Origin of the sequence: Winogradskyella sp. (genome assembly GCF_013213835.1) — a bacterium.
Classification (GTDB): Bacteria; Bacteroidota; Bacteroidia; order Flavobacteriales; family Flavobacteriaceae; genus Winogradskyella.
This window is the reverse complement of the sequence record NZ_JABSSU010000001.1, coordinates 188,264-213,963: the sequence shown is the minus strand read 5'-3', so window position 1 is coordinate 213,963 and position 25,700 is coordinate 188,264. Positions and strand designations below refer to the sequence as shown.

Below are 25,700 nucleotides of genomic sequence, written 5' to 3'. Positions count from 1 at the left end.
TATTATTGCCCAATTACCACTTTAGGGAATCTAATCACTTTATCACCTAATTTATAACCACGCTCAATAACGTCAATAATCTTACCTTTCAAATCTTCATTAGGTGCTGGAATTTGAGTTACTGCTTCATGATCGTCTGCATTAAAAGCATCTCCTTGATTTACCTCAATTTTAGACAAACCTTTTTGCTCTAAAGTATTTATCAGTTTATTGTAAATAAGTAGTACACCTTTACGTAACTCTTCGGCTTCTTTGTCTTCTTCAATATGAGTTAAAGCACGCTCAAAATCATCTAAAACAGGTAACATAGCTACCATAACTTCTTCACTTGCAGTTTTAAATAACTCAATACGTTCTTTACTCGTTCGTTTTTTATAATTTTCGAATTCCGCAAACAAACGCATAAATTTATCTTTCTCTGCAACGATTTGATCTTGTAATTGAACTTCTACAGATTTTTCATCTCCCTGTGTTTCTACCTCAGCTTCAGCAGTCGCTGTAGTTGTATCCTCTATTTGTGGCTCTTCAACCTTTTTATTTTTATCTTTCTTACTCATGTTAGAGTTGTATTTTAAAATCTTAAATTAAATCTTCGATTTAGAGGTGCAAAAGTACTGCCATTATTATAAAAATGTCAAAATGTCATTAACATTTTTTTATAGAATCTCAGGTTAGATTATACTTAACTTTGTTGAAATCTTATAATTCAAATAAACATTAACATGAAAACATCTTATTTAAAAATTATTGCTCTTGTAGCATTTGTAGCTTTTTTTAGTTGTAAAAACGACGCAAAAGAAGCTGAAACTACCTCTGCTGAAGATGCTGCAGTTGCAGAATCAACAGCTATTACTTATAAAACTAACACTGCAAATTCAACTATTGAATGGAAAGGATCTAAACCTCTTGGATCACATAATGGTGTAATAGCTATCTCTGAGGGTTCTGTTATGGTTAATGATGGCGTTATAGAAAGTGGTAACTTTATAATTGATATGAATACCATTACTGTTGTTGACATCCCAGCAGAAGATGAAGGTAATGCAAAACTTAAAGGGCATTTAACAAGTGCTGATTTTTTTGATATAGAAAAATATCCTACTGCAAAGTTTGAAGTTACTGGAGTTAGCACTGCGGAAGGAAAAACAATGCTTTCTGGAAATCTGACACTTAAGGATGCAACAAATAATATTAGCTTCCCGGTAGAAACTTCTATGTCTGAAGACGGAAGTTCTATGAAATTAAAAAGTGAAACATTTACAATAGATAGAACTAAATGGAATGTTAAATACGGTTCTAAGTCTTTATTTGATAATCTTGGAGATAAGTTTATTAATGATGATATTGAATTAAAAATTACTTTAGTCACTAATAAAGCGTAATTAGTTTTCCGGCTTTCGACTATTAAATTCAAATTATTTAATAATACAAAAAGCACTCACAGTTTGTGAGTGCTTTTCTTCTCCATAGCAATTTTACTTCTAAAATTGCTTCACCATTAATCAAAAACCCATCTCCACAAAATTCGATTAATAGTGTTTAGTAATGCCTATTAACATAACACTAAAAACTCTACTACTTTGGCATTACTACAGAGTCAATTACATGAATCACTCCATTACTTCCTTCTACATCCGTTGCTGTGATTTCGCTGTAATTTCCTGCTTGGTCTTTCAACCATATTTTACCATCTTTTTTGATTACAGTTAATATTTGTCCTGCTAAGGTTTTCACTTCTACTTTTCCTTTTCCTTCTTTTAAAGCAGCCACTACATCACTTGCCATTAATTTACCTGAGATTACATGGTATGTTAAAATCTTAGCTAATGTTTCTTTGTTTTCTGGTTTTAATAGATCAGATAACGTTGCTTTGTCAATTTTTGCAAAGGCTTCGTTTGTTGGTGCAAATACTGTAAATGGACCATCACCTTGTAAAGCAGCAACTAAATCACCAGCTTTTAAAGCTGCAACTAGAGTTGAAAAATTTTCATTTCCTACTGCTGCATCTACAATTGTTTTTTGTGCTGTAGCCATTTGAGAAAATCCTAATGCCACTACAGTTGTTAATACAAATACTAACTTTTTCATAATTTTTTTAATTTTTGGTTAAACTCTAACACTCAAATTTCATTTTTGATGTGCTTTCGTTTATATTTACACAAGCTCGTTTCTGATGGATGAGCCCATCCATTTTTTTGTGAAATCTTTAACATTGATGCAAAACGATACCGCGCAAATAGAACAAATACAAAATAAAGACGAGCGCGCGTTCTCATTACTCTACGACAAATACGCTGGTGCCATTTACAGTGTCATTCTTAAAATGACTAAAGATGAAGGTAAGGCTCAAAACCTTCTTCAAGATACTTTTATGACGGTATGGAATAAAGTTGACACTTACGATGCTGATAAAGGACGTTTTTATACGTGGATATATCGCATAGCAAAGAATAAAGTGTTAAATAGTTTAAGAAAAACAGATTTACTCATCCAAACCGAAGATTTTAGTGTATATGAAAATAAGGAAGAAGATAGTAACATAGATTCTGAGCACTTAGAGCTGAAAGGTGCAATTACCATGTTAGAAGCGCATCATAAAAAAGCCATAGAACTTGTCTATTTTAATGGACTTACGCATAGAGAAGCCCATTTACAAATGGATGTTCCTTTAGGTACTTTTAAGTCTTACATTAGACAAGCGCTGAAGTTATTACGTAAAACCTACACGAAGACACTTAGTTTTCTGTTACTATTATTTAATTTGATGTGAAGATGAAGTGGGATAATAAAATAATAATCGAAAATGGCCTGTTAGAACAATATCTTCTAGGCGAACTCAATAATAAGGAATGTCAACAAATTGAAGAAGTATTAGCTTCAAATGCTGATTTAAAATCATATTTTGAAGACCTTGAAAAAGATTTTGAAACTCTTGGTCTTGAAAATGCTGTGGCTCCTCCTGAAAAGTTGAAAACTCAACTATTATCTCAAATAAAAGAATCTGATTCACCCGAAGTAAAAGTTGTAAGTATTGAAAACAGAAGCAATACTAGAGCCTATTTCAGAATCGCTGCAAGTATAGCGGCATTACTGATGATAAGTACATTTTGGTTGTATAATCAGTTAGCAGACTTTAAAAAAGAACAAAAAATTGTTAATACCGAAAATGAAAAGTTAATTAATACACTTGAAAATCTTAATAATAAATTAGAATCAGAAACTGCACTGTTTGCCACATTATCACATTCTGACACTGAACAATACATTTTAAAAGGTAATGCCCTCATGCCAAATGGCAAAGTAGTGAGTTATATTAACCATAGCACTAAAGCAGTTGTAATTAACACTGAAAAATTACCAATATTAGATGACGACCACGATTACCAAATGTGGGCAGATGTTGAAGGCGAAATGATTAACATGGGCGTGATACCAAAGGACAATAACCTGTTAGCCATGAGTTACATTGAAAACTCTGAATCATTAAATATTACGATTGAACCTGCGGGTGGAAATGATCATCCTACGGTTGAGAAATTGGTGACGAATGTTTATCTCCGATAGGCTCAAGCAACAAATCCTCTAAAGCAGGTCGTAAATTAGCATATAAAAAATTATAGCCTGTACTTTCAATTTTTTGTGAACTTACGCGCTGGCTTTCAAACAAAAGCATGTGCATTTCACCAAGTACCAATTTCATAGCAAATTTAGGAACATTAGGAAGTATTAATGGTTTTTTAAGTACACTAGCAGCTATTTTAGTCAATTCTTGATTGGATACAGCATTTGGTGCTCCACCATTATATACACCTTCTAAGTGATGCTCTATCGCATGAATAAAAATTCCCGCTAGATCCTTGAGATGCACCCAACTTTGCCATTGTTTACCATCACCAAAAGCAGCTCCTACTCCTATTTTTATTGGTCTTATAATTTCTGGTAAAGCACCACCTTCATTTGCTAACACTAATCCGATTCTAATTTTGGCAACTTTACAACCAAGTTGTTTAAAACCATCAATAGCTTCTTCCCATTGTTGAACAACTTCACCTAAGAACGATTTAGAAACTTCAGTATTATTTTCCTCATAATAGTGAGTAGAACATGAAGGATAAATTCCTATAGCACTTGCCGATACTACATAATCAATTTGATAATTATGATTTTTTATAGTATCCCGCAGTAATTGAGCTGTAAGTGTACGACTTTCAAGTATTTCTCTCTTGTATGATTTTGTCCATCGCTTAGAAATCGATGCACCTACTAAATTTATTATTGCATCAACACCTTCAAGACACTTATGATCTATATCCTTTGTCTTAGGATTCCAGTAAAATCCTTTATAATTACTCTCATTACTTAACTTAGATTTTGAAGTTGTTAAGTAATGGACATTAAAACCTTTTTCGTGACATTGCTTTACAATCTCCTTACCAATTAATCCTGTCGCACCCGTTATTAAAACCGTCATTCTTCTCTTTTTAACAAAGATACAAAAGGGTAAAATGGGTTATTGCAACTTTAATTTGGATTTAACGTTTGCCAATGCAGTTAATAAAATGTTTGCTAGGTTTAATATTTAGCACTTATTTGTGAGCTCTTAACATTTCACGTTTTCCAGGTGGTCCAGGAAGTCGTTCTACTTTAAAACCAACTGCTTGCATTGCACGTCTTACACTTCCTTTTGCTGAATACGTCACCAACACACCTTTTTCTATTATAGCCTTAAACATGATTGCAAAGATATCTTCAGTCCAAAGCTCGGGCTGAACTCTTGGGCCAAAGGCATCAAAATAAATAATGTCAAAACTATTTTCGGAATCTATCTCTTTGAAGAACTTTTTCTGTTTCTCTAATTTAAAATGAGTGGTAATCTCATGCTGGTTTTCCCAAGAGACTTTGTGTAGTTTTTCAAATTCTAATTGATGGGCTTTTGAGATTAATTCAATGTAATTTAATTCTGAAATCTCATCAATTGAAACTGGATAAGCTTCTACTCCAACATAGTCGATTGTTTGATGTAATTCTTCAGCCTTCAGAAAAGTTAAAAAGGCATTAAGTCCGGTACCAAAACCAATCTCTAAGATGTTCATTGATTTTGGTTTTGAAACATTTTCAAAATAATAAAGCAAACCATGTTTAATAAACACATGGTTTGCTTCATTTATTGCACCATGAATGGAATGGTATTGTTCATTCCAATCTTCAATCTGAATGGTTTTAGAACCATCAGCCGTGGTGATAATCTTTCTATTCAACTATTTAATAAGTAGTTTTTTAATCTTAGGAATTGGCCCTGTACATTCCGTCTTATGACACTGCAAACAATTATTGATAGAACTATTATACCGTTCCTTTAATTCTATATTTGATAAAGTATCTAAAACCGCTTTTTGAGATTCAATAAAAACATCTACAACATTATTCCAAGCTGCAGTACGTTTATTGCCTTTGGTCATTTCGGCAGAATGTAACGTCATTAAATCTAAAGGCATAGACACTGGTACTTCACCTTTTTCTATCTGCGCTTTAATTTGCAGATTATAGACGTACATCGCGTTCATAAAACTGGCCATTTCAGAAGGTTGATACATAATTAACTCTTCTTTCTCTGGCTTAGTTTCTTCTACTTTTTCTTCTTCATTTTTACAGCCTATAAAGCCTATAAAAACAAAGAGAAACACATAAAACTTATTGTTTAAGAAGGACTCCATCAGCTAAGAATCGATATTCAAACTTAGATTCTGTAATTGCAGCAATCTCTTCTTCAGATTTACCTGCATCTTCCGCGTAGTGTCTTAATTCATCAACTGTTGTTTCTGTAACAAACGCTTTTCCGTTAACCACAACTTCGCCTTCAGCATTAAGTGGCATAAAGAATCCATAATCTTTAAATCTCACAAACACTTCATCTTCATTACCCATATCTAATTTCATCCAACATCCCTTTTTAGAACATACATCTGTAATAGTTCCTCTCATTTTTGCAGGAATAGTGTCACCGGCTTTTAAATCTTTGTAATGTACCATCATACGCTCAGCAGATAAGGCATCAGCATCGTTAATTTCCATTCCGAAAGAAGCATAGGCAATTTCTTCATTTTGAGTTGTTTCATCAACTTGATCCTCAGTAGTTTTCGCATCATTTTTACATGCAAATAAGGCTAAACAAACCAGTGTACTTAAAAGAATTTTTTTCATTATTTATTGTGTTTAATATTGATTAATTATCGAAATGCAAATTTACAAAATTTAAAGAAAATAGCTTTTATTTAAAGCCATTGATTGTGTATTTTTGCAAAACAAAATAAGCAACTATTATGGCCACGATTTATACTGAGGATATCTTAATTGAAAAGGCAAAAACATCAAAAATCAACGATGTTGATTTCAACAATTTAAGCTTTGGAAGCACTTACACAGACCATATGTTTGTTTGCGATTACGAAAATGGTAAATGGCAAACTCCTAAGATTATGCCTTATCAACCAATTAGTTTAGATCCATCTTCTAAGATTTTCCATTACGGTCAATCTATTTTTGAAGGTATGAAAGCTTACAAAGATGCCGCTGGTGATGTATTTTTATTTAGACCTTTAGATAATTTTAACCGTATGAACATTTCTGCTAAGCGTTTAGCTATGCCAGAAATGCCAGAAGCTTATTTTATAAATGGTCTGAAAACACTTTTGAAAATTGAAAAAGACTGGATACCAACTGCTGAAGGAAGTGCGCTATACATAAGACCTTTTATGTTTGCTACAGGAAAAGGGTTTCATGCGTCACCAGCTGATGCATATAAATTAGTGATTGCTTTTGCTCCTTCTGGACCATATTTCTCTGGGAAAGTAAATGTACTCATTGAAGAAAAATATTCGCGTTCTGCAAATGGTGGTGTTGGTTTTGCAAAAGCTGGTGGTAATTATGCCGGACAGTTTTACCCAACACAACTCGCAAAAGATAAAGGTTATCAGCAAGTAATTTGGACAGACGATAATACGCACGAATATATCGAAGAAGCTGGCGCCATGAATATTTTTGTAAGAATAAATGATACTTTACTAACAGTGCCAACTAGCGATAGAATATTAGACGGTATTACAAGAAAGAGTATTTTAACAATAGCGGAAGCTGAAGGTATAAAAACTGAGGTTAGAAAAATAAAAGCCACTGAGTTAGTTGAAGCTGCAGAAAACGGAAGTTTAAAAGAAATGTTTGGTGCAGGTACTGCTGCGGTAGTTTCTCCAATTTCTGGCTTTGGTTATAAAGGCAAAGACTTTGAATTACCAGAATTAGAAAACACATTTGGACAATTCTTAAAGAAGAAGATTACAGATATACAAACAAATAAGTCAGAAGATCCTTTTGGATGGAGAGTTAAGGTATAGTAGTAAGTAATTATAAGTAAAAAGGGATAAGTTGTTAGTTAATCACTAATTTCTTATCCCTTTTTCTATGCACTATTAGCTTATTTATCTAAAATTTCAGCAATATTAGGCTTAAAGTAGTTAGGTCCTTTTAAAACCTTACCGTCTTCTCTATAAATGGGTTCACCATCTTCACCCAATTTACTCATGTTACTGCGTTGTATTTCTTCAAAAACTTCCTCAATTTTATATTGTAAACCGTGCTCTATAATTGTTCCGCAAAGAATGTATAACATGTCGCCAAGAGCATCGGCCACTTCAACCAAATCATTATCATTTGCAGCCTCCAGATATTCTTCATTTTCCTCGCGCATTAACTTATAGCGTAACATATTTTTTTCTAAACCTAAATCTGCTTTTGGTGTTTCTCTATGCCCTATTTTAAAAGCTGTATGAAAGGCTTTAACAGCATTAATCTTGTCTTGCATTTAAAAGGTAAATTTCATTTCCGTAGAAACGGAAATCTTAGTTTTTATAGTTAATTTTGCTTAAAAATAAACTAATGTTCTCAACCGGTCAATTGATTTTTGGATTATTATTCTTCATCGCTTTTGTTATCGTCATTGCATTTCAATATCGAAAGGACAAAAGGATTCATAAGACACATTATAAAGGCACAGTTTGGATACTTATTGCGTTCATTAGCTTTATAGCTCTAATTGCTACTGTAAAGTTTATTTTTATGTAACTAGGATAGGTTTCGTCTTATTTTTCCTATAATTTTCATTTTATTTTATAACTTCATAATCTAATATACCTGATATTGGGTATGTTATGATGCAATACGCTATTGCATCTTTGTATTATTAATCAAATAATCCCACTAAAATGAAAACTAAATTTTTAAAACTAAGTGTATTTACATTCTTTCTGTTAGTATTTCTTGCTTGTAATGATGCCAAAAATAGTTGCGAAATAGAACAAGCTGAAATTGAGTCTTTAACAAAGAAACTAGATAGTGTTGTCAAGATGAAATCATCAGACAGAGAAAACTCTGAGGTTAATATTCTGAGCAGTATTAGACGTATCAAACAAAATGAAGTACAATACTACGACTATAATTATCAAATTGTAAATAATCAAAGTAAACTAACTGATGACACAATGGAACTTAAAGTACCCGTTTCAAATGAAAACTTTAGGCATCACAACACTTTTGATATCTCTTCATCGACTAGAAGTGCTATATTATACCATATCTCAGATGGCACAATAGACGAAAGATCTAATAATCCAATAACACATATTTTAGAAGATAAAGTGCACACTACAATATTAAATGATGGAATTAAGAACGACTCTGTAATAGTATTGGTTATTAATGATAATTCAACAGAATTTAATGCAAATAGAAGTGCAATTTTAAATGAAGCTAGAGAATTTATAGCTACAGGGGTAGAACCGACTAGTATTTCGTTATGCGAGGCAATTAAAACTGCAGATTTTGATAAATTCCGACCTCAAGAAGCTTGTGGAGGTATCATCGTAAAATAATTAATGAATCACTTCATAAAACATTTACTAATATTAACATTAGCAGTTTTTACAACTGCTAATGTATTTTCTTTTAACGAGGACTCAATTAGTTTTTATAGACAAGAAATAAAGTCTACAAAGAACAGTACAGTCAAAGCTAAATCTATATTTCTTCTCGCTCAGCAATTTGACAACCTTAATAAAGCAGACTCAGCTTTCTTTTATTACACCAAAGCTCTTAAATTAAATAAGGATCTCAATAGTGATTCTGAAACAGCCTCTTGTAACAGAGCTATTTTTACACTATTGGTAGCGCAAAACCAGTTGAATATCGACCCGATTTCTTATCTAGATGCTTATTACAACTATGTGAAGTCTACTGATGACCAACAACAACTTTTACAAGTAAAGCTAGATTATGCTTCTTATTATTTTAATCCAAAAGAACACAAAAAAGCAAAAACCTATTACTTGGATGCCTTGACAGATGCAAAGAGTTTGCAGGACAGTTTCACCATGGCAAAAATTAATACTAATTTAGGGCTATTACATTCTGGTTTCTTTTCACAAGATTCTGCTAAAGTCTATTATAAAAGGGCTATTTCATTATATAAGCAAGAACATTCTGATCAACTATTTAGTACATATATCAACTACGCTAACGCTTTTGAAAAAGAAAAGAACTTTGTTGAAGCCATAAAACATCTAGAACAGGCGAAAAAGTTTAAACTCACAAAGCACGAAAAAATGTACCATAAAATTCTATATGGTAAACTCTCTAATTGTTACGAACAGTTAGAAGATTACAAAAGTGCTTTAAATTATTATGATAAGTACATTAATATAAAAGACAGCCTAAACATTGAAGCACAAAACGTGGAAATTTCAAAAGTCAAAGAACAATTTGATAACGAAAAACTAAGAGCAGATAATCTTGAAAGTGAAGCAAAACGTATACAGAATCGCAACCTACTTTTCGGTTCTTTAGGTGTAATACTTTTTGGAAGCATTACTTTTTTCCTCATTCAAAAAAACACACGAAAAAAACAACGATTAGCAGAACAAGAAAAACAGCTAGAATCTCAAAAGCTTGCCACTACCTTAAAAGAACAAGAATTAACCGCTATTGATGCCATGATAGAAGGTCAAGAAAAAGAACGTCAACGTATAGCTAACGACCTTCATGATGATCTTGGTGGTCTTATGGCGACCGTAAAACTGCATTTTAACGCCTTAAAGGATAAAAGTACACCAGAACTTTTTGATAAAACTAACAGTCTTATTGATGAAGCCTATCAAAAAGTACGTACTGTGGCGCATGCTAAAAGCTCTGGGGTTATTGCGAAACAAGGCCTTTTAAAAGCTGTACAACATATGGCTGATAAAATATCTGTTGCTAATAAAATTCAAATAGATGTCCTAGACCATGGTTTAGACCAACGTCTAGAGAACAGTTTAGAACTCACACTTTTTAGAGTAATACAAGAGCTCGTAACAAATGTCTTAAAGCATGCTAATGCTTCAGAAGTTACCATACACCTCACCAATCACGAAGACAGTATCAACATCATGGTTGAGGATAATGGTAAAGGATTTAATCCAAGTCAAATTACTAAATCCAACACCGGAATGGGTATTAATAGTATAGACAAACGTATAGAGCACTTAGATGGTAAACTCACCATTGAATCGGAAATAAATCAGGGAACTACCGTAATTGTTGATATACCAATTTAATTAAATAAATAAAATAACATGATACGACTAGCCATAGCAGAAGATCATCAATCTTTAATTGACGGTATTAAACTTCTTCTCGAATATGAAGATGATATTGAAATTGTAGGTGCTGTAAATGATGGCGAAGCACTTATTGATTTAGTACGATTAAAACAACCAAATGTAGTTATAACCGATATACGAATGCCAAAAACAGATGGCATTACAGCAACAAAAACTATTAAAAAGGAACACCCATACACTAAAATTCTAGGCTTTACGATGTTCGATCAAAAGGATGCGATTCAACAGATGATTGATGCCGGTGCCTCGGGATATTTACTTAAAAACTCTCCTTTAGATGAAGTTCTTAAAGCTGTAAGAGCTGTTTATAAAGGTAATACTTATTACGATTCTAATATTACCATTGAAGCTGAAAGCAATAGTAATAAAAAAGGAAAAGGCAAATTAACTAAACGTCAAGTTCAAATATTAGGATTAATCGGGCAAGGAAAAACATCTAGAGAAATTGCTGATGAGCTTTTTATTGGCATACATACCGTTGACACACATCGTAAAAATATGATAAGAATTCTTGGCCTTCATGGCAAAGGTGAGTTAATGCGTTATGCTTTAGAAAAGAAATATCAATTTTAATTCGCTTATTTACTATAAAACAGTATCTTAGAAAGACTATAAACCAACTTAATTATGAAATCAATCTTCCAATTAAACCTCAAAGGGGTTTTTAAAAAACAACTCATTCTGAGTGTATTTCTTTGCATCGCAGTTAACTTTATGTCTTCCCAAAGTTATATCGGTCATAGTATTGACAATTATTCTGGTGTGCACGGTATCATTTATAACCCATCTAGTGTGGTTGGCTCAAAGGTTAGAGCCGATATTAATTTGGTATCCGCCAGTTTCTTTGGAGGTAGTGACTATTTTGGTATAAATGTAGGTGATATTATTAATGGTGATGGAGAATTTGATTTTGATGAAGATGCTGAACGTTTTACAAGTAATAAAAACAACTTTTTTGTTAATGTGGATGTATTAGGACCTTCATTTATGTTTAACTTAAGTCCGAGAAGTAGTATTGGTATTACAAGTAGATTAAGAGCTTTTGTAAACATTAATAACATTAATGGTGAATTATTTGAATCGTTTGAAGATGGTTTTGACACCGACAAAGACTTTGAATTTAACTCTGAAAACTTAAGCGCTAACATTCATGCTTGGGGTGAAGTTGGTCTTACTTACGGAAGAATTTTAATTGACAGACCTCATCACGTTTTAAAAGGTGGATTTACATTAAAGTATTTACAAGGTGCTGGTAGCATTTTTGTAAGTAGTAGAGGGCTCCAAGGACAATATGATTCAACTGCTGAAACTATTTCAACCACTGGTGATTTAAGCTATGGTACCAGCAGAGATTTAGATGATAATAACGATGATATTGATTTTACTGATTTAACCGCCGGTTTTGGTGCAGATATCGGCTTTACTTATGAATGGCATCCTGATAGAGAGAATAATGGAGAACCGAGTTATAAAGATAGATATAGACTAAAAGTTGCTGCATCTGTGACAGATATAGGATCTATTAATTACGAAGACGCTATAGTTAATAATTATAGTTTAGACGTTAACAATGTTGACGTTTCAAATATTGAGGATGTGGAAGAGTTCTTGGATGAGAATTATTCGAGCACTGAAACTAGAGAAGCCACAAAAATACAGTTACCAACAGCGCTTCATGCTATGGTAGATTACAGATTGGCTAAAAAATGGTATTTAAGTGCACAAGCTGATTTCTCACTAACAGATGACAGCTCAGAGCTTGGAAGTAGAATTATAAACACTATTGTAATTGCACCAAGACTTGAAACAAAATGGTTTAGCCTTTATGCACCATTAAGTTTTAGAGAATATGGAGACACATCTTTTGGTGCTGGTCTGCGTTTTGGACCTTTAACTGTTGGTTCAGGTTCTGCGATAACAAATCTAATTTCAGACAGTTCAAAAACAACTGACGTGTTTTTTGGCCTTAAGATTCCTTTATATAGAAAATAATACAATTAAATAAAGACTTTATGAAAACAAATAAGTTATTAGCCATATTATGCCTGTCACTATTTTTGTTCAACTTTACCTGTAGTGACGACGACAATGACGATGATCAAACAACAGCTAACGAAGAAAATATTATTGGCACTTGGCAATTTCAATCGAGTACTACAAATGGTGTAATAGATACCGATAATGACCCATGTCTATCGCAACTAACTATTACTTTTAGTGCAACTAAAGTCACCACTAATGATGTCTATGGTGAAAATTGCGAAATGATGGAAACTTACGTCAACGGTTATAGTATAAACGGAAACATTCTAACTGTAATAGATGAAGGAGAAGCTTATGATTCTGAAATCTTAACGCTGAATGACACTAGCTTTACCATTGAAGATTTTGATGAAGGTGATGTTTATACCGAAACATACATTAGACTTTAATTTTTAACCACCTAATAATTAAATTAAAAATCCCCAATATTGGGGATTTTCTCGTTTTTGCTTTCATTCTAAATTGCCATCAGTTATTAATCCAATTGTTATTTTTATGAAAGCTATTAAAAACATCTTTTTAATTTTATGTATTACTTCATTATTTACATCTTGTAGTAAGGACGATGAAAACAATACAGACGATTTTGATGGAAGTATTGACTCCATAGAAAATTTCTACACACCAGAACTTTTAGCCGCCTTAGAAGACCTAGGATTTACTTTTAATGTAGGTGATAACCCTCCAATGATTAACGGAACTTATCTGGCAGATGCTGTAACGCTTCAAAGCAGCAATATTGCACAAGATAACATTGGTAATACATATTCAGACATCACCTTAATATTTTCTAATCAAAACAATCAAACGTTAAGTCTTGACTTTTTAGGATATGAGAACAATTCTGTTATTGAAAGTATAGAAACCTATGTTTCGGGAACTGATGATGATTTTAATGTTTTTCTAAAGGTAGAGTCTACAAGAAATGAACATACAACACTATTAGCATATGCAATTTCAGGCACAATGACTACTGATGGCATTATCAACTATCAACTTGTATTAATCATGCTTGATGATAATGGTGATCCAGAAAATAATTTAATTGAAAACAATCAAGGAAGACTTTTTGTAGAAAGTGATGCATTATGTGAATCTATAGACCCAGATTCAAGGCAAAACATAGACACAAACCATAGACAAAATGAAATCACCACTACCTCAAATTAAAATATAAAACAATAGTTAGTTGTTAGATAATTGGATTGCTATTAATCAAATCTAGGGAAATCTTAAAATTCCAATTATCGTCAAAAATCCTCAATATTGGGGATTTTTTTGTGCCATGTTTAAAACTACATTTATTACATGGAAAAACCACTCATCACCGCCAAATATCAAATTGTAAAACTTATTCAATTACTGGGTATGACAAATAAGAACATCTCTACAGAAGAACTTGTTTGCATACTAGAGAACACCAAGAGCATTTACTACAACCATGCTATTCTAGATGCTATGATCTTTAGCTTAAAATCATTGTCTCAGAACAAATTGTATAAAAAAGAATGTCTTACACAAAGAGAACAAGATGTAATGCTAATGATAGGGAATAGTCAAAGTAACGTTCAAATTTCTGAAGCATTAAAGCTTAGTGTTTCGACAGTAGAAACGCATCGAAAAAACATTAGAAAGAAAATAGGTATTAAAGGAAATTCTAATTTCATGGTATTTGCAATTGTGTATAGACTACAGCACCAGAACCTTACGGAATCATCAAAGTATTTGTCATGATTATATTATGTATTTACTTAACCATAAAAAGTTACCTACTAAAACTTCAAAGTGGCAAAAAGAAACCTGCAATGAAATAGTTGCGAACACATATTAAGGGCAATGTAATTTTTAAATTGCTATCTTTGGTTAACTACTAAATCAACTAACTAATGAAAGCATTAAAATACATCCTATTACTTCTTCTTGTTCTTATTATTGGATTTTCTATTTATGTTGCGGTGCAACCTAATGAGTTTAAATTTGATAGAAGCAAAACCATAAAAGCACCTGTTAGTTTAATTTTCAACAAAGTCAACGATTTTAAAAAATGGCCAGACTTCTCACCTTGGATTGAACAAGAGCCTGATGCACAACTTACTTTTGGAGACGTTACAGTTGGAAAAGGTGGAAACTACTCTTGGCTAGGGGAAATATTGGGTGAAGGTTCTATGAAGACCATTGCTACAGAAGATAATAAGAGTATAACTCAAGAAATTAATTTTATTAAACCCTTTGAAGCCCAATCTAATATTAACTGGAACTTTGAAGAATCTCCAGAAGGCACAAAAGTCACTTGGGCAATGGATGGCAATCAAGATTTTGTAACAAAACTTGTAACGGTTTTTATGGGTTCTATAGAATCTCAAACAGGTCCAGATTTTGAACGTGGTTTATTTAAGTTAGATAGCATAGTGCAAGAGGACATGAAACGTTACGATGTTAATATAAATGGTGTTACTGAATATGGTGGTGGCTTTTATATCTACAAGACCACAAACGCCAATTCTAAAAACATTAGTGCTAAAATGGGTGAAAACTATGGTTTCATAATGCAATTTATGGGACAAAACGGTTTAAAACAATCAGGAATGCCTCTAACTGTATATAATGAAATGTCTGAAAACGGTGTCATTATGAGTAATGGTATACCAGTTAATGAAAAAGTTGAAATACCTGAAGGTGCTGACGTAGCCTTGGGTTTCATACCCAATATGAAAGTTATTAAAACAACATTAACGGGTAATTACACCAATCTAAGAAAAGCTTATGAAGCTGCTTATAAACATCTTGCGGAAAATAAATTAGAGCCAGCTGAGCACAAACCTTTTGAAATCTACGTCACTGACCCTGGGAATTATCCTAATCCTGCTGACTGGAAAACTGAGATTTATATCCCCATAAAAGAATAACACTAGTTTTAAAGCAATAATGAAACAACTTTTATTGGTTTTTATTGGTGGAGGTTTTGGAAGTGTATTACGCTTTCTTTTAGGCAAATGGCTCAACAACTCAAATGATGGGATTCCTTACGGTACTTTTGCAGCCAATATCATTGGTAGTTTGCTAATTGGTGTCATTTTAGGATTAGCCGCTAAAAACGAAACGCTTTCAACCAATCAAACACTTTTATTAGCCACAGGTTTTTGTGGAGGTTTTACAACATTTTCATCCTTTGCTTATGAAAATCATGTGTTCTTAAAATCTGGAGATTTTACAAGTTTTGCTATTTACACCATAGCAAGTTTTATTATCGGATTCTTAGCTGTTTTCTTTGGAATGTATGTAGTAAAGTAATAAGTGGTTCGCGGTTCGTGGTTTGTCGTCAGTAAATCTATCATTTCACACTTCGTACTTTACACTAAACACTTCCAACTTTACGATTCTAGTTTCTAGCTTCTGACTCAAAAGTAATTACTTATCACTTTTTCTTAAAAGCCTTAACACCAGCTTCAATCCTTGTAGCAACATAGTTTTCTCTTGGCACAATTGGACAAGAATACTTTTCATTATAAGCACAATATGGATTAAAAGCCTTATTAAAATCTACCTCAATGGAATCACCTTCAGGAATTTTTAAATCAATATAGCGACCACCAGCATAACTCCCATTACCATTGGTGTCATCTAAAAAGGGTAAAAACAAATAATCAGGCATTGCACCTTCTTCATCAGGGCTTTCTTGATATACATTAAGTTGATAAATTTCACCTTTTAATTCAAATTCAATAATACCATAAACACGTTCTTTTGAAACCCTATCGGTTGTAGTTTTCATATCAAACCAATCAGAATCTGGAGTAGGCTTTAAAATTGACTTCACAACATAAGCTGAATCAAACTTAAAAAAATCTAATTCAACAAAATTTTTCCTATCCTTATCCTTTAAGGGTGACTTTGAGGCATCTTTAAAATCAGCATTCATTTTTTTTTGCCAAGATGTCTCACCTTTAAGAGCTTGTTTGCCAGAACAACCTAAAAAAACTAGGCTTATAAATCCAATAACTAATAATCTCACGATGATGAAATTTTTGTTTCAAAAATACAACTTATCAAAATTTATTGTAGCTTTGATTCAACAATCAATGATAATGATGTTACAAATTAGATATACAAAACAGAATAACTGTGTGATTTCTTCGGGAAACACTCGGGCGCTTTATCTATTGTAACAACTTCTATATACCATTAACAATATTTAAAAGTCCGACATTACGTCGGACTTTTTATTTTTATATAACAACCAAAATGAAAACACTATTTAAAAACTACTTTAAGACATTTGAAGGTCTTTCTAGAGAAGTATGGTGGCTTGCCTTAATTACATTCATTAATAGATCTGGCACAATGGTTATTCCATTTCTAACACTCTACCTAAATGAAAACCTATCGTTCTCATTATCTGAAATTGCTTGGATTATGAGTTGCTATGGCGTAGGCTCAGTTGTAGGTACGTGGTTAGGTGGAAAACTAACTGACCAAATAGGTTATTATAAAGTAATGGTTAGAAGTCTATTTAGTACAGGAATAGTGTTTATTGCTCTGCAGTTTTTAACATCACTATCTCATGTATGCCTCGGCATATTCTTAGTAATGGTTGTTGCGGACACCTTTAGACCTGCAATGTTTGTAGCCATGAGTGTTTATAGTAAACCTGAAAACAAAACGCGTTCTGTAACACTTATAAGATTAGCTATAAATCTTGGTTTTTCGGCAGGTCCTGCTATTGGAGGATTAATTATTGCACATTTGGGATATGGCGGTTTGTTTTGGGTAGATGGTATCACCTGTATTCTTGCAACTTTACTCCTTATAAAAGTGTTAAATCCTAGAGTTGCTAAACCTCTTGATGACATTAAAACCGAAAACCCAGAATCTGCTTATAAGGATAAACCTTATTGGGTGTTCTTTTTAGCTATGTTCTTATTCGCTGCTATTTTCATGCAATATTTCTCTACAATGCCATTGTATTACAGAAATATTCATGAGTTGACTGAAGTTGAAATAGGATTACTATTAGGTTTTAACGGCTTCGTTATTGTGGTATTAGAAATGCCTCTAATTCATTGGTTAGACAGATGTAAATACAACAAAATAATTTTAACAAGTCTTGGCATTATATTGACACTATTGAGCTTTACTGTTTTAAACCTTACGTCGTACTCCGGAATATTAATAATGAGTATCCTATTAATGACTATTGGCGAAATGATTGGGTTTCCATATTCAAATGCCTTTGCAATGGAAAGATCTAAAAAAGGGAAAAAAGGACAATATTTAGCGATGTATTTAATGGCTTTTTCTTTAGCCAATGTATTTGCTCATAATGGTGGATTGCAACTTATTGATCATTTAGGCTATGATGCCACTTGGCACATAATGTCGGCATTAGGTGTGTTAGGAGTATTCTTATTATACATTTTGAATATTATTCTAAAAAATGAGGCATCACAATCTTAAATGTTTAAACATCCTTCAAACTTTTTTTCGAAGGATATTTAAACTTTAGGTGGTTTAATCTCACTATGTTTTATAACATGAGACAACACTATTTGTGTTTTAGTTTCACCATATGTTATAAGTTGATCAATAAAAGATTCTAAATGCTTTTGATTTTTAAGTACCACTTCCATAACGATATTCTCATTACCAGTAATGCGATAACAATTTACTACCTCATCATAGGTTTTCACTTTTTCTAAAAAAGGCTTTAACATGCCCATAAAAGCTCTGAGTGTAATAATGGCCTTTAATTGATAACCGGTTTCTAATGGTGACACAAATGTTGTATAGCCTTCTATTATCTCAGCATCTTCCATCTTTTTAATACGCTCATTTACAGCTGGTGAACTTATTCCAACTCGCCTACCAATCTCTGCATTAGACATACGAGAATTCTGTTGTAGTAGCTTTAAAATCTTCCAATTTAAATTATCCATAAATATTAAACCAAATACATAATATTGAATTAATTATTAAATCAAATATACACTTTTGCTTTAATTATTAAAGTTTAAAACCATGATTAGTCCGTAATTTCGTATCACTTGCTATTTAAAAATGAATTATAACCTACCATCACATCTCTCTGAATTGCCGATATACAAAAAGGCTATGGATATTATTATGCTTTCTCGAAGTATATCAACCTATATCAATCATGATTTATCTTATTTAAATGATGATGGTTCTGAAGACAGTAATATTTACTTTACAGGTGATATTATACAACAGTCTAGTAATCTAGCACCAGAAATTATAAATGCAGAACGCGAACGTTTCTCAGATAAGAAACACCAACATATCGCAAGCTTAGATAGATTAACTTCTCAACTTTACAGCAACTGCAAACGACTAGAAAGATCTAAAAGTAATGGAAGAGATTATCTACCAATTCTGAGAGGTGAACTTAAAAAGTTTAGAAAACTTCAAAGAAGTTGGATGATGACCTTATAGAAAGTCTATTTCAATACTCTTTGATCTAAATCTAAAAACCCTTTTTTGACTATCTTAATTTTTGAAAAATCCTTATGATTTGGATTAATTAAGTAATTAAACTCATTTGGCAACACTGCTGAAGGCACTTTTAATATTAAGTTTTTGTTTTGCTGCAACCATTCGCTACCATAATCTTGAGTAAATGAAAGCGGCGGATTATGTCTCCACTCTTTTTTTAAAATAGAAGTTGGTAATTTCGACTGTTTAATATCATCTGGAAGGTCAATTTCTATAAATCTGAAATCTTCTTTGACAAACTTCATATCTATATGTACCAATAATTCTAAAACACTTAATGATAAATGCTGCGAAGTGTATAAAACATTGAAGCCCCTTTTATTCCATCTTCCACCAAATAAGCGTGCACCTTCACCGGATAGATCATTTATAAAATTTTGCTTAGCAATTCGATATACTTTCACGATCTAGCCTTTACGAATACACACCATAAGCTATACGACCTAAAGTATCTTTAATAAGTTTTGTACCAAAACTTGTATCTAAAAAATCTATAGGTTTTTTATAATCTAAATGACGAACTTCTGTATGCAACCAATCTGAAAATGTGGAAATAGAACCCAAAACTTCAATGCCTTTAGAAATAACTTCAGCTATTTCTAAAATTTGCTCAGTACTATAAACATTTAGTAAGTCTGTATCAGACTTGCGTTGTATTGTTCTATGAGACACGTGTATTAGCTGACTCATCTTCTCCATTGAAATACCTAGAATATCACTAACTGTTTGTATAACAGATTTTGGTAAACCCTTTCTGGTAATTTCTATAAGATCTATATCGCTATTTATGGGCTGGCTTACTGCTACACTACCACCAAGAATACTTGTAATACGATCATATTTATTGCTTAAACCGTAAAAGTGCTGAGGTTCCTTAACAATATTTTTTATTGATTCTCCTTGTGAATAATTTTTCATAATAACGACATTTGTCTCAAATTTACAGCTTTTTGTCGTATTTAGAAAATTTACCTCAAATTTTTAAGACTGAATCGATAACAATATTCAACCCATACTGTAAAGTTTTAGGCACTTTACAAGGTTTAATAAAAAAACTTACACGAACTCAAGGCATTTGAGTCGTGTAAGTTCTATTTCTTGGAAAATGAATTTTTGAGATTCTGAAGCTGCTCATCATAGGCGACTCACACAAGTTATTCTTTACAAAAAACTTGGTTCTCTGCTTACATATTTCTTCTATACTGACCACCAACTTCAAATAACGCTGTTGTTATTTGACCTAAAGAACAATATTTGGTAGCTTCCATTAATCTCTCAAAAATATTTTGGTTATTAACTGCAGCTTCTTGTACTTCTGCCAATTGCTTTTCAACTATTTTAGCGTTTCGTTGATTTAGATTTTGAAGTGTCTGTATTTGTTCTTGTTTCTCTTCTTCAGTTGCTCTAATCACCTCTGCAGGAAGCACTGTTGGTGATCCTTTACTACTTAAGAATGTATTTACACCAATAATTGGAAATTGACCATTATGTTTCAACGTTTCATAATACAAGCTTTCTTCTTGTATTTTACTGCGTTGATACATGGTTTCCATTGCGCCTAAAACCCCACCTCTTTCGGTGATTCGGTCAAACTCTTCTAAAACTGCTTCTTCAACCAAATCTGTTAATTCTTCAATAATAAAAGCACCTTGTATTGTGTTTTCATTCTTTGCTAGACCTAATTCTTTATTAATTATCAACTGAATTGCCATTGCACGTCTTACAGATTCTTCTGTTGGTGTTGTAATGGCTTCATCATATGCATTGGTATGCAATGAATTACAGTTATCATAAATAGCATATAAAGCCTGAAGTGTTGTTCTTATATCATTAAAATCTATCTCTTGAGCATGCAACGAACGTCCTGAAGTTTGAATATGATACTTCAACATTTGCGCTCTTGGATTAGCACCATATTTATGCTTTAAAGCCTTTGCCCAAATACGTCTTGCTACTCTACCAATTACAGCATATTCTGGATCAATTCCGTTAGAAAAGAAAAAGGATAAATTTGGTCCAAATTTATTGATATCCATTCCTCTAGAAAGGTAGTACTCTACATACGTAAAACCGTTAGCTAAAGTAAAAGCCAATTGAGAAATTGGATTTGCACCAGCTTCTGCTATATGATATCCTGAAATGGATACAGAATAGAAGTTTCTAATATTATGATTAATAAAATACTCTTGTACGTCACCCATTAAGCGTAGTGCAAACTCAGTAGAAAAAATACAAGTATTTTGTGCTTGATCTTCTTTTAAAATATCTGCTTGTACAGTTCCACGAACCTGAGCAATAGTCTTAGTTTTAATTTCGTCATAAATAGCTTCTGGTAAAACTTGATCACCAGTAACACCTAATAACATTAAGCCTAAACCGTCATTACCTTCAGGAATGTCTCCATTGTACTTTGGACGCTCCTTACCTTCATAAATTGAAGCAATCTTAGCTTCAACTTCTTTTTCTAAACCGTTTTCTTTTATGTACAATTCGCATTGCTGATCAATAGCAGCATTCATAAAGAAACCTAACAACATAGGCGCAGGTCCATTTATCGTCATACTTACTGAAGTCATTGGATCTGCTAAATTAAAACCAGAATATAGTTTCTTAGCATCATCTAAACAGCAAATGGATACGCCAGCATTACCTATTTTACCGTAAATATCAGGTCTATGATCTGGGTCATTACCATAAAGTGTTACAGAATCGAAGGCTGTCGATAAACGCTTAGCAGGCATTCCTAAACTCACATAATGAAAACGTCTATTAGTACGTTCTGGCCCACCTTCACCAGCAAACATTCTCGTCGGATCTTCACCTGTACGTTTAAATGGATATAACCCTGAAGTATACGGAAATTCACCTGGTACATTTTCTTGAAGCGTCCATCTCAGAATATCTCCCCAAGCACTATATTTTGGAAGTGCTACTTTTGGAATTTGAGTATGCGACAATGACTCTGTATGTGTGTCAATCTTAATCTCTTTATCTCTAACCTTAAAACTATAAACAGGTGCTTTGTAACGATTTACTTTGTTTTCCCAGTTTGTGATAATTTCCCAATTGTAGGGATCGAGATTCATTTTTACACGGTCAAATTCAGCTATTAATAGTTTTATAAAATCTTTTTTGTCCTCCTGAACTTGATTCAGGATCTCATCTTGCTCAATGCCTTGTTTGCCAATCAAAGATCTTTCGACTGTGCTCAAGGTAATATTGGCTACAGAACAAATCGTTTTAAAAATGCCATATAACTTTTGAGCAACTTCAACCTGGTTATTAGCTTTTACATCATAAGCTCTATTGTTCTCTGATATCTCAGATAAGTATCTTGTTCTCGCTGGTGGAATCACAAAAATCTTCTCACTCATTTCTTTCGAGATCTCAAATGTAGACTGTAAATCTGAATCTGTCTTTTCAACCAACTTATCCATGATCGCTTTGTAAAGCGTATTCATTCCAGGATCATTAAACTGAGAGGCAATGGTACCAAAAACCGGCATTGTATTAGGGTCTTCATGCCACAAATTATGATTGCGCATGTATTGCTTCTTTACATCACGCAAAGCATCTTTTGCACCTCTTTTATCAAACTTATTTATTGCCACAAGATCAGCAAAATCAAGCATATCTATCTTTTCTAACTGCGTAGCTGCACCAAATTCTGGTGTCATAACATATAAAGACACATCACTATGCTCTAGGATTTCTGTGTCAGATTGACCAATACCTGATGTCTCTAAAATTATTAAATCATATTCTGCAGCTTTAAGAACTTCAACTGCTTCATTAACATATTTAGATAAGGCTAAATTTGATTGACGCGTGGCTAAGCTACGCATGTACACACGTGGTGAATTAATAGCATTCATACGAATACGATCACCTAATAACGCACCACCAGTTTTTCGCTTTGAAGGATCTACAGAAATAATACCAATAGTCTTTTCTGGAAAATCTATCAAAAAACGACGAACCAACTCATCAACTAAAGAAGATTTTCCTGCACCACCAGTACCAGTTATTCCTAAAACTGGTGTTTTTGAATTTTTATTCTTGGTATGAATGGTATCTAATGTCTCTTTCGCTACATCTGGAAAATTCTCAGCAGAAGATATTACTCTCGCAATTGCTTTTGGATTCTTTTCTGAAAGAATGTTCGCTTCACCATTTAATGTATCACCTAAAGCAAAATCAGATTTTTCAACCAAATCATTAATCATACCTTGTAAACCTAATTCTCTGCCATCATCTGGTGAATAAATTCTAGTGATCCCATAATCCATTAGCTCTTTAATCTCTTCCGGAAGGATTACTCCACCTCCACCGCCAAAGATTTTAATATGTTCAGCACCTTTCTCTTTTAAAAGATCGTGCATATATCTAAAATACTCATTATGTCCGCCTTGATATGAAGTCATCGCAATAGCATTTGCATCTTCTTGTATTGCTGTATTTACAACTTCTTCAACACTTCTGTCATGGCCTAAATGAATCACTTCAACACCTGTGGATTGAATGATTCTTCTCATAATATTAATGGCTGCATCATGCCCATCAAATAATGAAGCTGCAGTTACAATTCTGACTTTATGCTTAGGTTTATACGGCGGAATTTGATTCATTCGTAAAGAATTATGATTTTAAGATTACAAATTTACATATTATTCAAAAAAAGACACTTGAAATTAACAATTTTCTAAAAATCAAAATCTCATGGCTTCACTTACTATTTTATTTAATTTTAAACTTTTTTAAAGGTGGAATTATGAATAAAATCACACTCTTAATACATTGTAAAGATCAACCGAATATTATCGCTTCTGTCACGAATTTTATTGCTTCTAATAGAGGTAATATCATTTATATTGATCAGCATGTTGATAGAGAACAAGATATCTTCTTTATGCGTTTAGAGTGCGAATTCGAAAATGATGATTTCTCAATTAAAGGGTTTAAAGATCTTTTTAGCAAAACCTTAGCTATTGATTATGGTTTACAATGGAATATCTATTCTGCAAATAAAAAACCAAAAATGGCCTTGTTTGTCTCTAAATATGATCATTGCCTGTATGACATTCTTGGACGTTATAATTCTGGTGAGCTGCATTTAGAAATTCCCTTCATATTGAGTAACCACAAAGATTTAAAACCAATTGCAGATAGTTTTAAAATTCCTTTTTATCATGTCCCTATCTCTAAAGAAACAAAAGCAGAAGCTGAAGAAAAACAGTTGGAGTTGTTGAGTTCCTATGATATAGATTTTGTTGTATTAGCGAGATACATGCAGATTGTTTCTAATCGACTTATTGATAAATACCCGAATAAGATTATTAATATTCATCACTCGTTTTTACCTGCATTTGTTGGTGCTAAACCTTATCATTCAGCATATAAAAGAGGTGTCAAAATAATTGGGGCTACAAGTCACTATATAACCGAAGAGCTTGATGCAGGACCAATTATTGAACAGGATGTAGCACATGTATCACATACACATTCAATAAAAGATCTCATTGCAAAAGGACGAGATTTGGAAAAAATAGTGCTGTCTACAGCTATTAAACTACACGCTAACAGAAAAGTAATGGTTTATAACAATAAGACCGTTATTTTCTCCTAAATATTAATACTTTTAAAGAAAAACTCATGAAACGTATTCTACTTTTAATTGCGATCTTATTTATATTCCAATCTTGTGCGGAACTCCAGCAAGTTGTGGATTCGCTACCACAAACTGGTAATGTTTTAAGCAATGCTGATATTGCCACTGGCCTAAGACAAGCTTTGGATAAAGGTATTGAAAAGCAAGTATCTAAATTGACACAACGTGATGGCTTTTATAAAAATGACTTAGTAAAAATATTACTACCAGAAGAATTACAAAAAGTGGATAATGCGTTAAGAAAAGTAGGATTAAGTAGTCTCGCTGACGAAGGTTTAAAGGCACTTAATAGAGCTGCTGAAGATGCAGTAAAAGAAGCCACACCAATTTTTGTTAATGCTGTAAAGGATATCACTTTTGATGATGCTAAAAACATTTTATTAGGTGACGATAATGCGGCAACTACTTATCTTAGTTCTAAAACAGAAACTGCTTTATATAATAAGTTTAAACCTGTAATCAGCAATTCTTTTGGTAAAGTAGGTGCTGATCAAATTTGGACAAATCTCATCACAAAGTACAACAACCTACCATTGACCAATGATGTTAATCCGGATTTAACTGATTATGTAACAGGAGAAGCTCTCAAAGGTGTTTACACAATGATAGCTGTTGAAGAGAAAGAAATTAGAAATAAGGTGTCTAGCAGAACCACAGATTTACTAAAAAAGGTATTTGCTTTGCAAGACTAAACTTACAAAGTGTTCTTTTAAGCAAATAGTTATAAACATTTTTCAATTTTTATATATTTATTTATTACATTTAAAGAGCTG

Annotated in this window: 29 protein-coding genes; 17 read left to right on the top strand and 12 right to left on the bottom strand. The window is 32.7% G+C overall.

All coding sequences use genetic code 11. From position 1 onward, the window contains the following. Positions 1 to 2 precede the first annotated feature (2 nt). On the bottom strand, positions 3 to 557 hold the full coding sequence (locus tag HRU50_RS01055) for a nucleotide exchange factor GrpE (RefSeq protein ID WP_296347210.1): 555 nt from the start codon (positions 555 to 557) through the stop codon (positions 3 to 5). Between the two features lie 165 nt (positions 558 to 722). Between HRU50_RS01055 and HRU50_RS01050 the strand changes: the two genes are divergently transcribed. Further along, entirely contained in the window at positions 723 to 1,382 is a 660-nt protein-coding gene (locus HRU50_RS01050; RefSeq protein WP_296347208.1) for a YceI family protein, read from the top strand. A 193-nt stretch (positions 1,383 to 1,575) separates the two neighbouring features. On the opposite strand, the gene HRU50_RS01045 is transcribed toward HRU50_RS01050, so the two are convergent. Then, positions 1,576 to 2,088 carry a fasciclin domain-containing protein gene (locus HRU50_RS01045; RefSeq protein WP_296347206.1) on the bottom strand — a complete coding sequence of 171 codons (513 nt, stop codon included), beginning with the start codon at positions 2,086 to 2,088 and terminating at the stop codon, positions 1,576 to 1,578. A 127-nt stretch (positions 2,089 to 2,215) separates the two neighbouring features. Between HRU50_RS01045 and HRU50_RS01040 the strand changes: the two genes are divergently transcribed. Continuing rightward, entirely contained in the window at positions 2,216 to 2,770 is a 555-nt protein-coding gene (locus HRU50_RS01040; protein WP_296347204.1) for a sigma-70 family RNA polymerase sigma factor, read from the top strand. A gap of 2 nt (positions 2,771 to 2,772) precedes the next feature. Continuing rightward, positions 2,773 to 3,564, top strand: coding sequence for an anti-sigma factor (locus tag HRU50_RS01035; protein WP_296347202.1), 792 nt, complete (start codon positions 2,773 to 2,775; stop codon positions 3,562 to 3,564). Here the strand turns inward: HRU50_RS01035 and HRU50_RS01030 are convergent. The 4 genes from HRU50_RS01030 to HRU50_RS01015 form a co-directional block, all read right to left on the bottom strand. Next, positions 3,524 to 4,471, bottom strand: a complete 948-nt coding sequence (locus HRU50_RS01030) for a TIGR01777 family oxidoreductase (protein ID WP_296347200.1) — start codon at positions 4,469 to 4,471, stop codon at positions 3,524 to 3,526. The genes HRU50_RS01035 and HRU50_RS01030 overlap by 41 nt on opposite strands. A 115-nt stretch (positions 4,472 to 4,586) precedes the next feature. Then, complete coding sequence (mnmD, locus tag HRU50_RS01025; RefSeq protein WP_296347198.1) at positions 4,587 to 5,258, bottom strand: tRNA (5-methylaminomethyl-2-thiouridine)(34)-methyltransferase MnmD; 672 nt, start codon at positions 5,256 to 5,258, stop codon at positions 4,587 to 4,589. Then, positions 5,259 to 5,714, bottom strand: coding sequence for a hypothetical protein (locus tag HRU50_RS01020; RefSeq protein ID WP_296347196.1), 456 nt, complete (start codon positions 5,712 to 5,714; stop codon positions 5,259 to 5,261). Next, on the bottom strand, positions 5,692 to 6,201 hold the full coding sequence (locus HRU50_RS01015; RefSeq protein ID WP_296347194.1) for a DUF4920 domain-containing protein: 510 nt from the start codon (positions 6,199 to 6,201) through the stop codon (positions 5,692 to 5,694). The genes HRU50_RS01020 and HRU50_RS01015 overlap by 23 nt, the downstream gene beginning before the upstream one ends. Before the next feature lie 119 nt (positions 6,202 to 6,320). On the opposite strand from HRU50_RS01015, the gene HRU50_RS01010 reads away from it, so the two are divergent. Then, positions 6,321 to 7,388 carry a branched-chain amino acid aminotransferase gene (locus HRU50_RS01010; protein ID WP_296347192.1) on the top strand — a complete coding sequence of 356 codons (1,068 nt, stop codon included), beginning with the start codon at positions 6,321 to 6,323 and terminating at the stop codon, positions 7,386 to 7,388. Positions 7,389 to 7,468: 80 nt separating this feature from the next. Here the strand turns inward: HRU50_RS01010 and HRU50_RS01005 are convergent, their stop codons facing one another. Further along, the gene (locus HRU50_RS01005) at positions 7,469 to 7,855 is read right to left on the bottom strand and encodes a nucleoside triphosphate pyrophosphohydrolase family protein (RefSeq protein ID WP_296347190.1); all 387 of its coding nucleotides are present in this window, start codon (positions 7,853 to 7,855) and stop codon (positions 7,469 to 7,471) included. 400 nt (positions 7,856 to 8,255) lie between these two features. Here HRU50_RS01005 and HRU50_RS00995 point away from each other — a divergent pair, with 400 nt between their 5' ends. From HRU50_RS00995 to crcB, 9 genes are all read left to right on the top strand, one after another. Then, a complete protein-coding gene (locus HRU50_RS00995; protein WP_296347187.1) occupies positions 8,256 to 8,921 on the top strand; it encodes a hypothetical protein in 666 nt (221 codons plus the stop codon). 3 nt (positions 8,922 to 8,924) lie between these two features. Next, a complete protein-coding gene (locus HRU50_RS00990) occupies positions 8,925 to 10,640 on the top strand; it encodes a sensor histidine kinase (protein ID WP_296347185.1) in 1,716 nt (571 codons plus the stop codon). A gap of 18 nt (positions 10,641 to 10,658) precedes the next feature. Further along, positions 10,659 to 11,279 carry a response regulator transcription factor gene (locus tag HRU50_RS00985; protein ID WP_296347182.1) on the top strand — a complete coding sequence of 207 codons (621 nt, stop codon included), beginning with the start codon at positions 10,659 to 10,661 and terminating at the stop codon, positions 11,277 to 11,279. Positions 11,280 to 11,333: 54 nt separating this feature from the next. After that, on the top strand, positions 11,334 to 12,698 hold the full coding sequence (locus HRU50_RS00980; RefSeq protein WP_296347180.1) for a DUF5723 family protein: 1,365 nt from the start codon (positions 11,334 to 11,336) through the stop codon (positions 12,696 to 12,698). A gap of 20 nt (positions 12,699 to 12,718) precedes the next feature. Next, positions 12,719 to 13,138, top strand: coding sequence for a lipocalin family protein (locus HRU50_RS00975; protein WP_296347179.1), 420 nt, complete (start codon positions 12,719 to 12,721; stop codon positions 13,136 to 13,138). Positions 13,139 to 13,244: 106 nt separating this feature from the next. Then, positions 13,245 to 13,919, top strand: coding sequence for a hypothetical protein (locus HRU50_RS00970; RefSeq protein ID WP_296347177.1), 675 nt, complete (start codon positions 13,245 to 13,247; stop codon positions 13,917 to 13,919). Between the two features lie 138 nt (positions 13,920 to 14,057). Continuing rightward, positions 14,058 to 14,483: a LuxR C-terminal-related transcriptional regulator gene (locus tag HRU50_RS00965; protein WP_296347175.1), complete on the top strand. Its 426-nt coding sequence runs from the start codon at positions 14,058 to 14,060 to the stop codon at positions 14,481 to 14,483. A 152-nt stretch (positions 14,484 to 14,635) separates the two neighbouring features. Beyond that, entirely contained in the window at positions 14,636 to 15,655 is a 1,020-nt protein-coding gene (locus HRU50_RS00960) for a GyrI-like domain-containing protein (protein ID WP_296347173.1), read from the top strand. Between the two features lie 19 nt (positions 15,656 to 15,674). After that, entirely contained in the window at positions 15,675 to 16,040 is a 366-nt protein-coding gene (gene crcB / locus HRU50_RS00955; protein ID WP_296347171.1) for a fluoride efflux transporter CrcB, read from the top strand. 124 nt (positions 16,041 to 16,164) lie between these two features. Here the strand turns inward: crcB and HRU50_RS00950 are convergent, their stop codons facing one another. Continuing rightward, complete coding sequence (locus HRU50_RS00950) at positions 16,165 to 16,761, bottom strand: DUF1684 domain-containing protein (protein ID WP_296347170.1); 597 nt, start codon at positions 16,759 to 16,761, stop codon at positions 16,165 to 16,167. A gap of 230 nt (positions 16,762 to 16,991) precedes the next feature. Between HRU50_RS00950 and HRU50_RS00945 the strand changes: the two genes are divergently transcribed. After that, a complete protein-coding gene (locus tag HRU50_RS00945; RefSeq protein ID WP_296347167.1) occupies positions 16,992 to 18,203 on the top strand; it encodes an MFS transporter in 1,212 nt (403 codons plus the stop codon). A 38-nt stretch (positions 18,204 to 18,241) separates the two neighbouring features. Here the strand turns inward: HRU50_RS00945 and HRU50_RS00940 are convergent, their stop codons facing one another. After that, positions 18,242 to 18,688 carry an Lrp/AsnC family transcriptional regulator gene (locus tag HRU50_RS00940; RefSeq protein ID WP_296347709.1) on the bottom strand — a complete coding sequence of 149 codons (447 nt, stop codon included), beginning with the start codon at positions 18,686 to 18,688 and terminating at the stop codon, positions 18,242 to 18,244. Between the two features lie 115 nt (positions 18,689 to 18,803). Here HRU50_RS00940 and HRU50_RS00935 point away from each other — a divergent pair, with 115 nt between their 5' ends. After that, entirely contained in the window at positions 18,804 to 19,199 is a 396-nt protein-coding gene (locus HRU50_RS00935; protein WP_296347165.1) for a hypothetical protein, read from the top strand. A gap of 5 nt (positions 19,200 to 19,204) precedes the next feature. Here the strand turns inward: HRU50_RS00935 and HRU50_RS00930 are convergent, their stop codons facing one another. From HRU50_RS00930 to HRU50_RS00920, 3 genes are all read right to left on the bottom strand, one after another. Continuing rightward, the gene (locus tag HRU50_RS00930) at positions 19,205 to 19,663 is read right to left on the bottom strand and encodes an RES family NAD+ phosphorylase (RefSeq protein ID WP_296347163.1); all 459 of its coding nucleotides are present in this window, start codon (positions 19,661 to 19,663) and stop codon (positions 19,205 to 19,207) included. A gap of 10 nt (positions 19,664 to 19,673) precedes the next feature. Beyond that, the gene (locus HRU50_RS00925; RefSeq protein WP_296347161.1) at positions 19,674 to 20,177 is read right to left on the bottom strand and encodes an antitoxin Xre-like helix-turn-helix domain-containing protein; all 504 of its coding nucleotides are present in this window, start codon (positions 20,175 to 20,177) and stop codon (positions 19,674 to 19,676) included. Between the two features lie 266 nt (positions 20,178 to 20,443). After that, positions 20,444 to 23,887, bottom strand: a complete 3,444-nt coding sequence (locus HRU50_RS00920) for a methylmalonyl-CoA mutase family protein (protein ID WP_296347159.1) — start codon at positions 23,885 to 23,887, stop codon at positions 20,444 to 20,446. A 143-nt stretch (positions 23,888 to 24,030) separates the two neighbouring features. Here HRU50_RS00920 and purU point away from each other — a divergent pair, with 143 nt between their 5' ends. Beyond that, positions 24,031 to 24,885, top strand: coding sequence for a formyltetrahydrofolate deformylase (gene purU / locus HRU50_RS00915; protein ID WP_296347157.1), 855 nt, complete (start codon positions 24,031 to 24,033; stop codon positions 24,883 to 24,885). 26 nt (positions 24,886 to 24,911) lie between these two features. Next, on the top strand, positions 24,912 to 25,619 hold the full coding sequence (locus HRU50_RS00910; protein WP_296347155.1) for a DUF4197 domain-containing protein: 708 nt from the start codon (positions 24,912 to 24,914) through the stop codon (positions 25,617 to 25,619). Positions 25,620 to 25,700 lie beyond the last annotated feature (81 nt).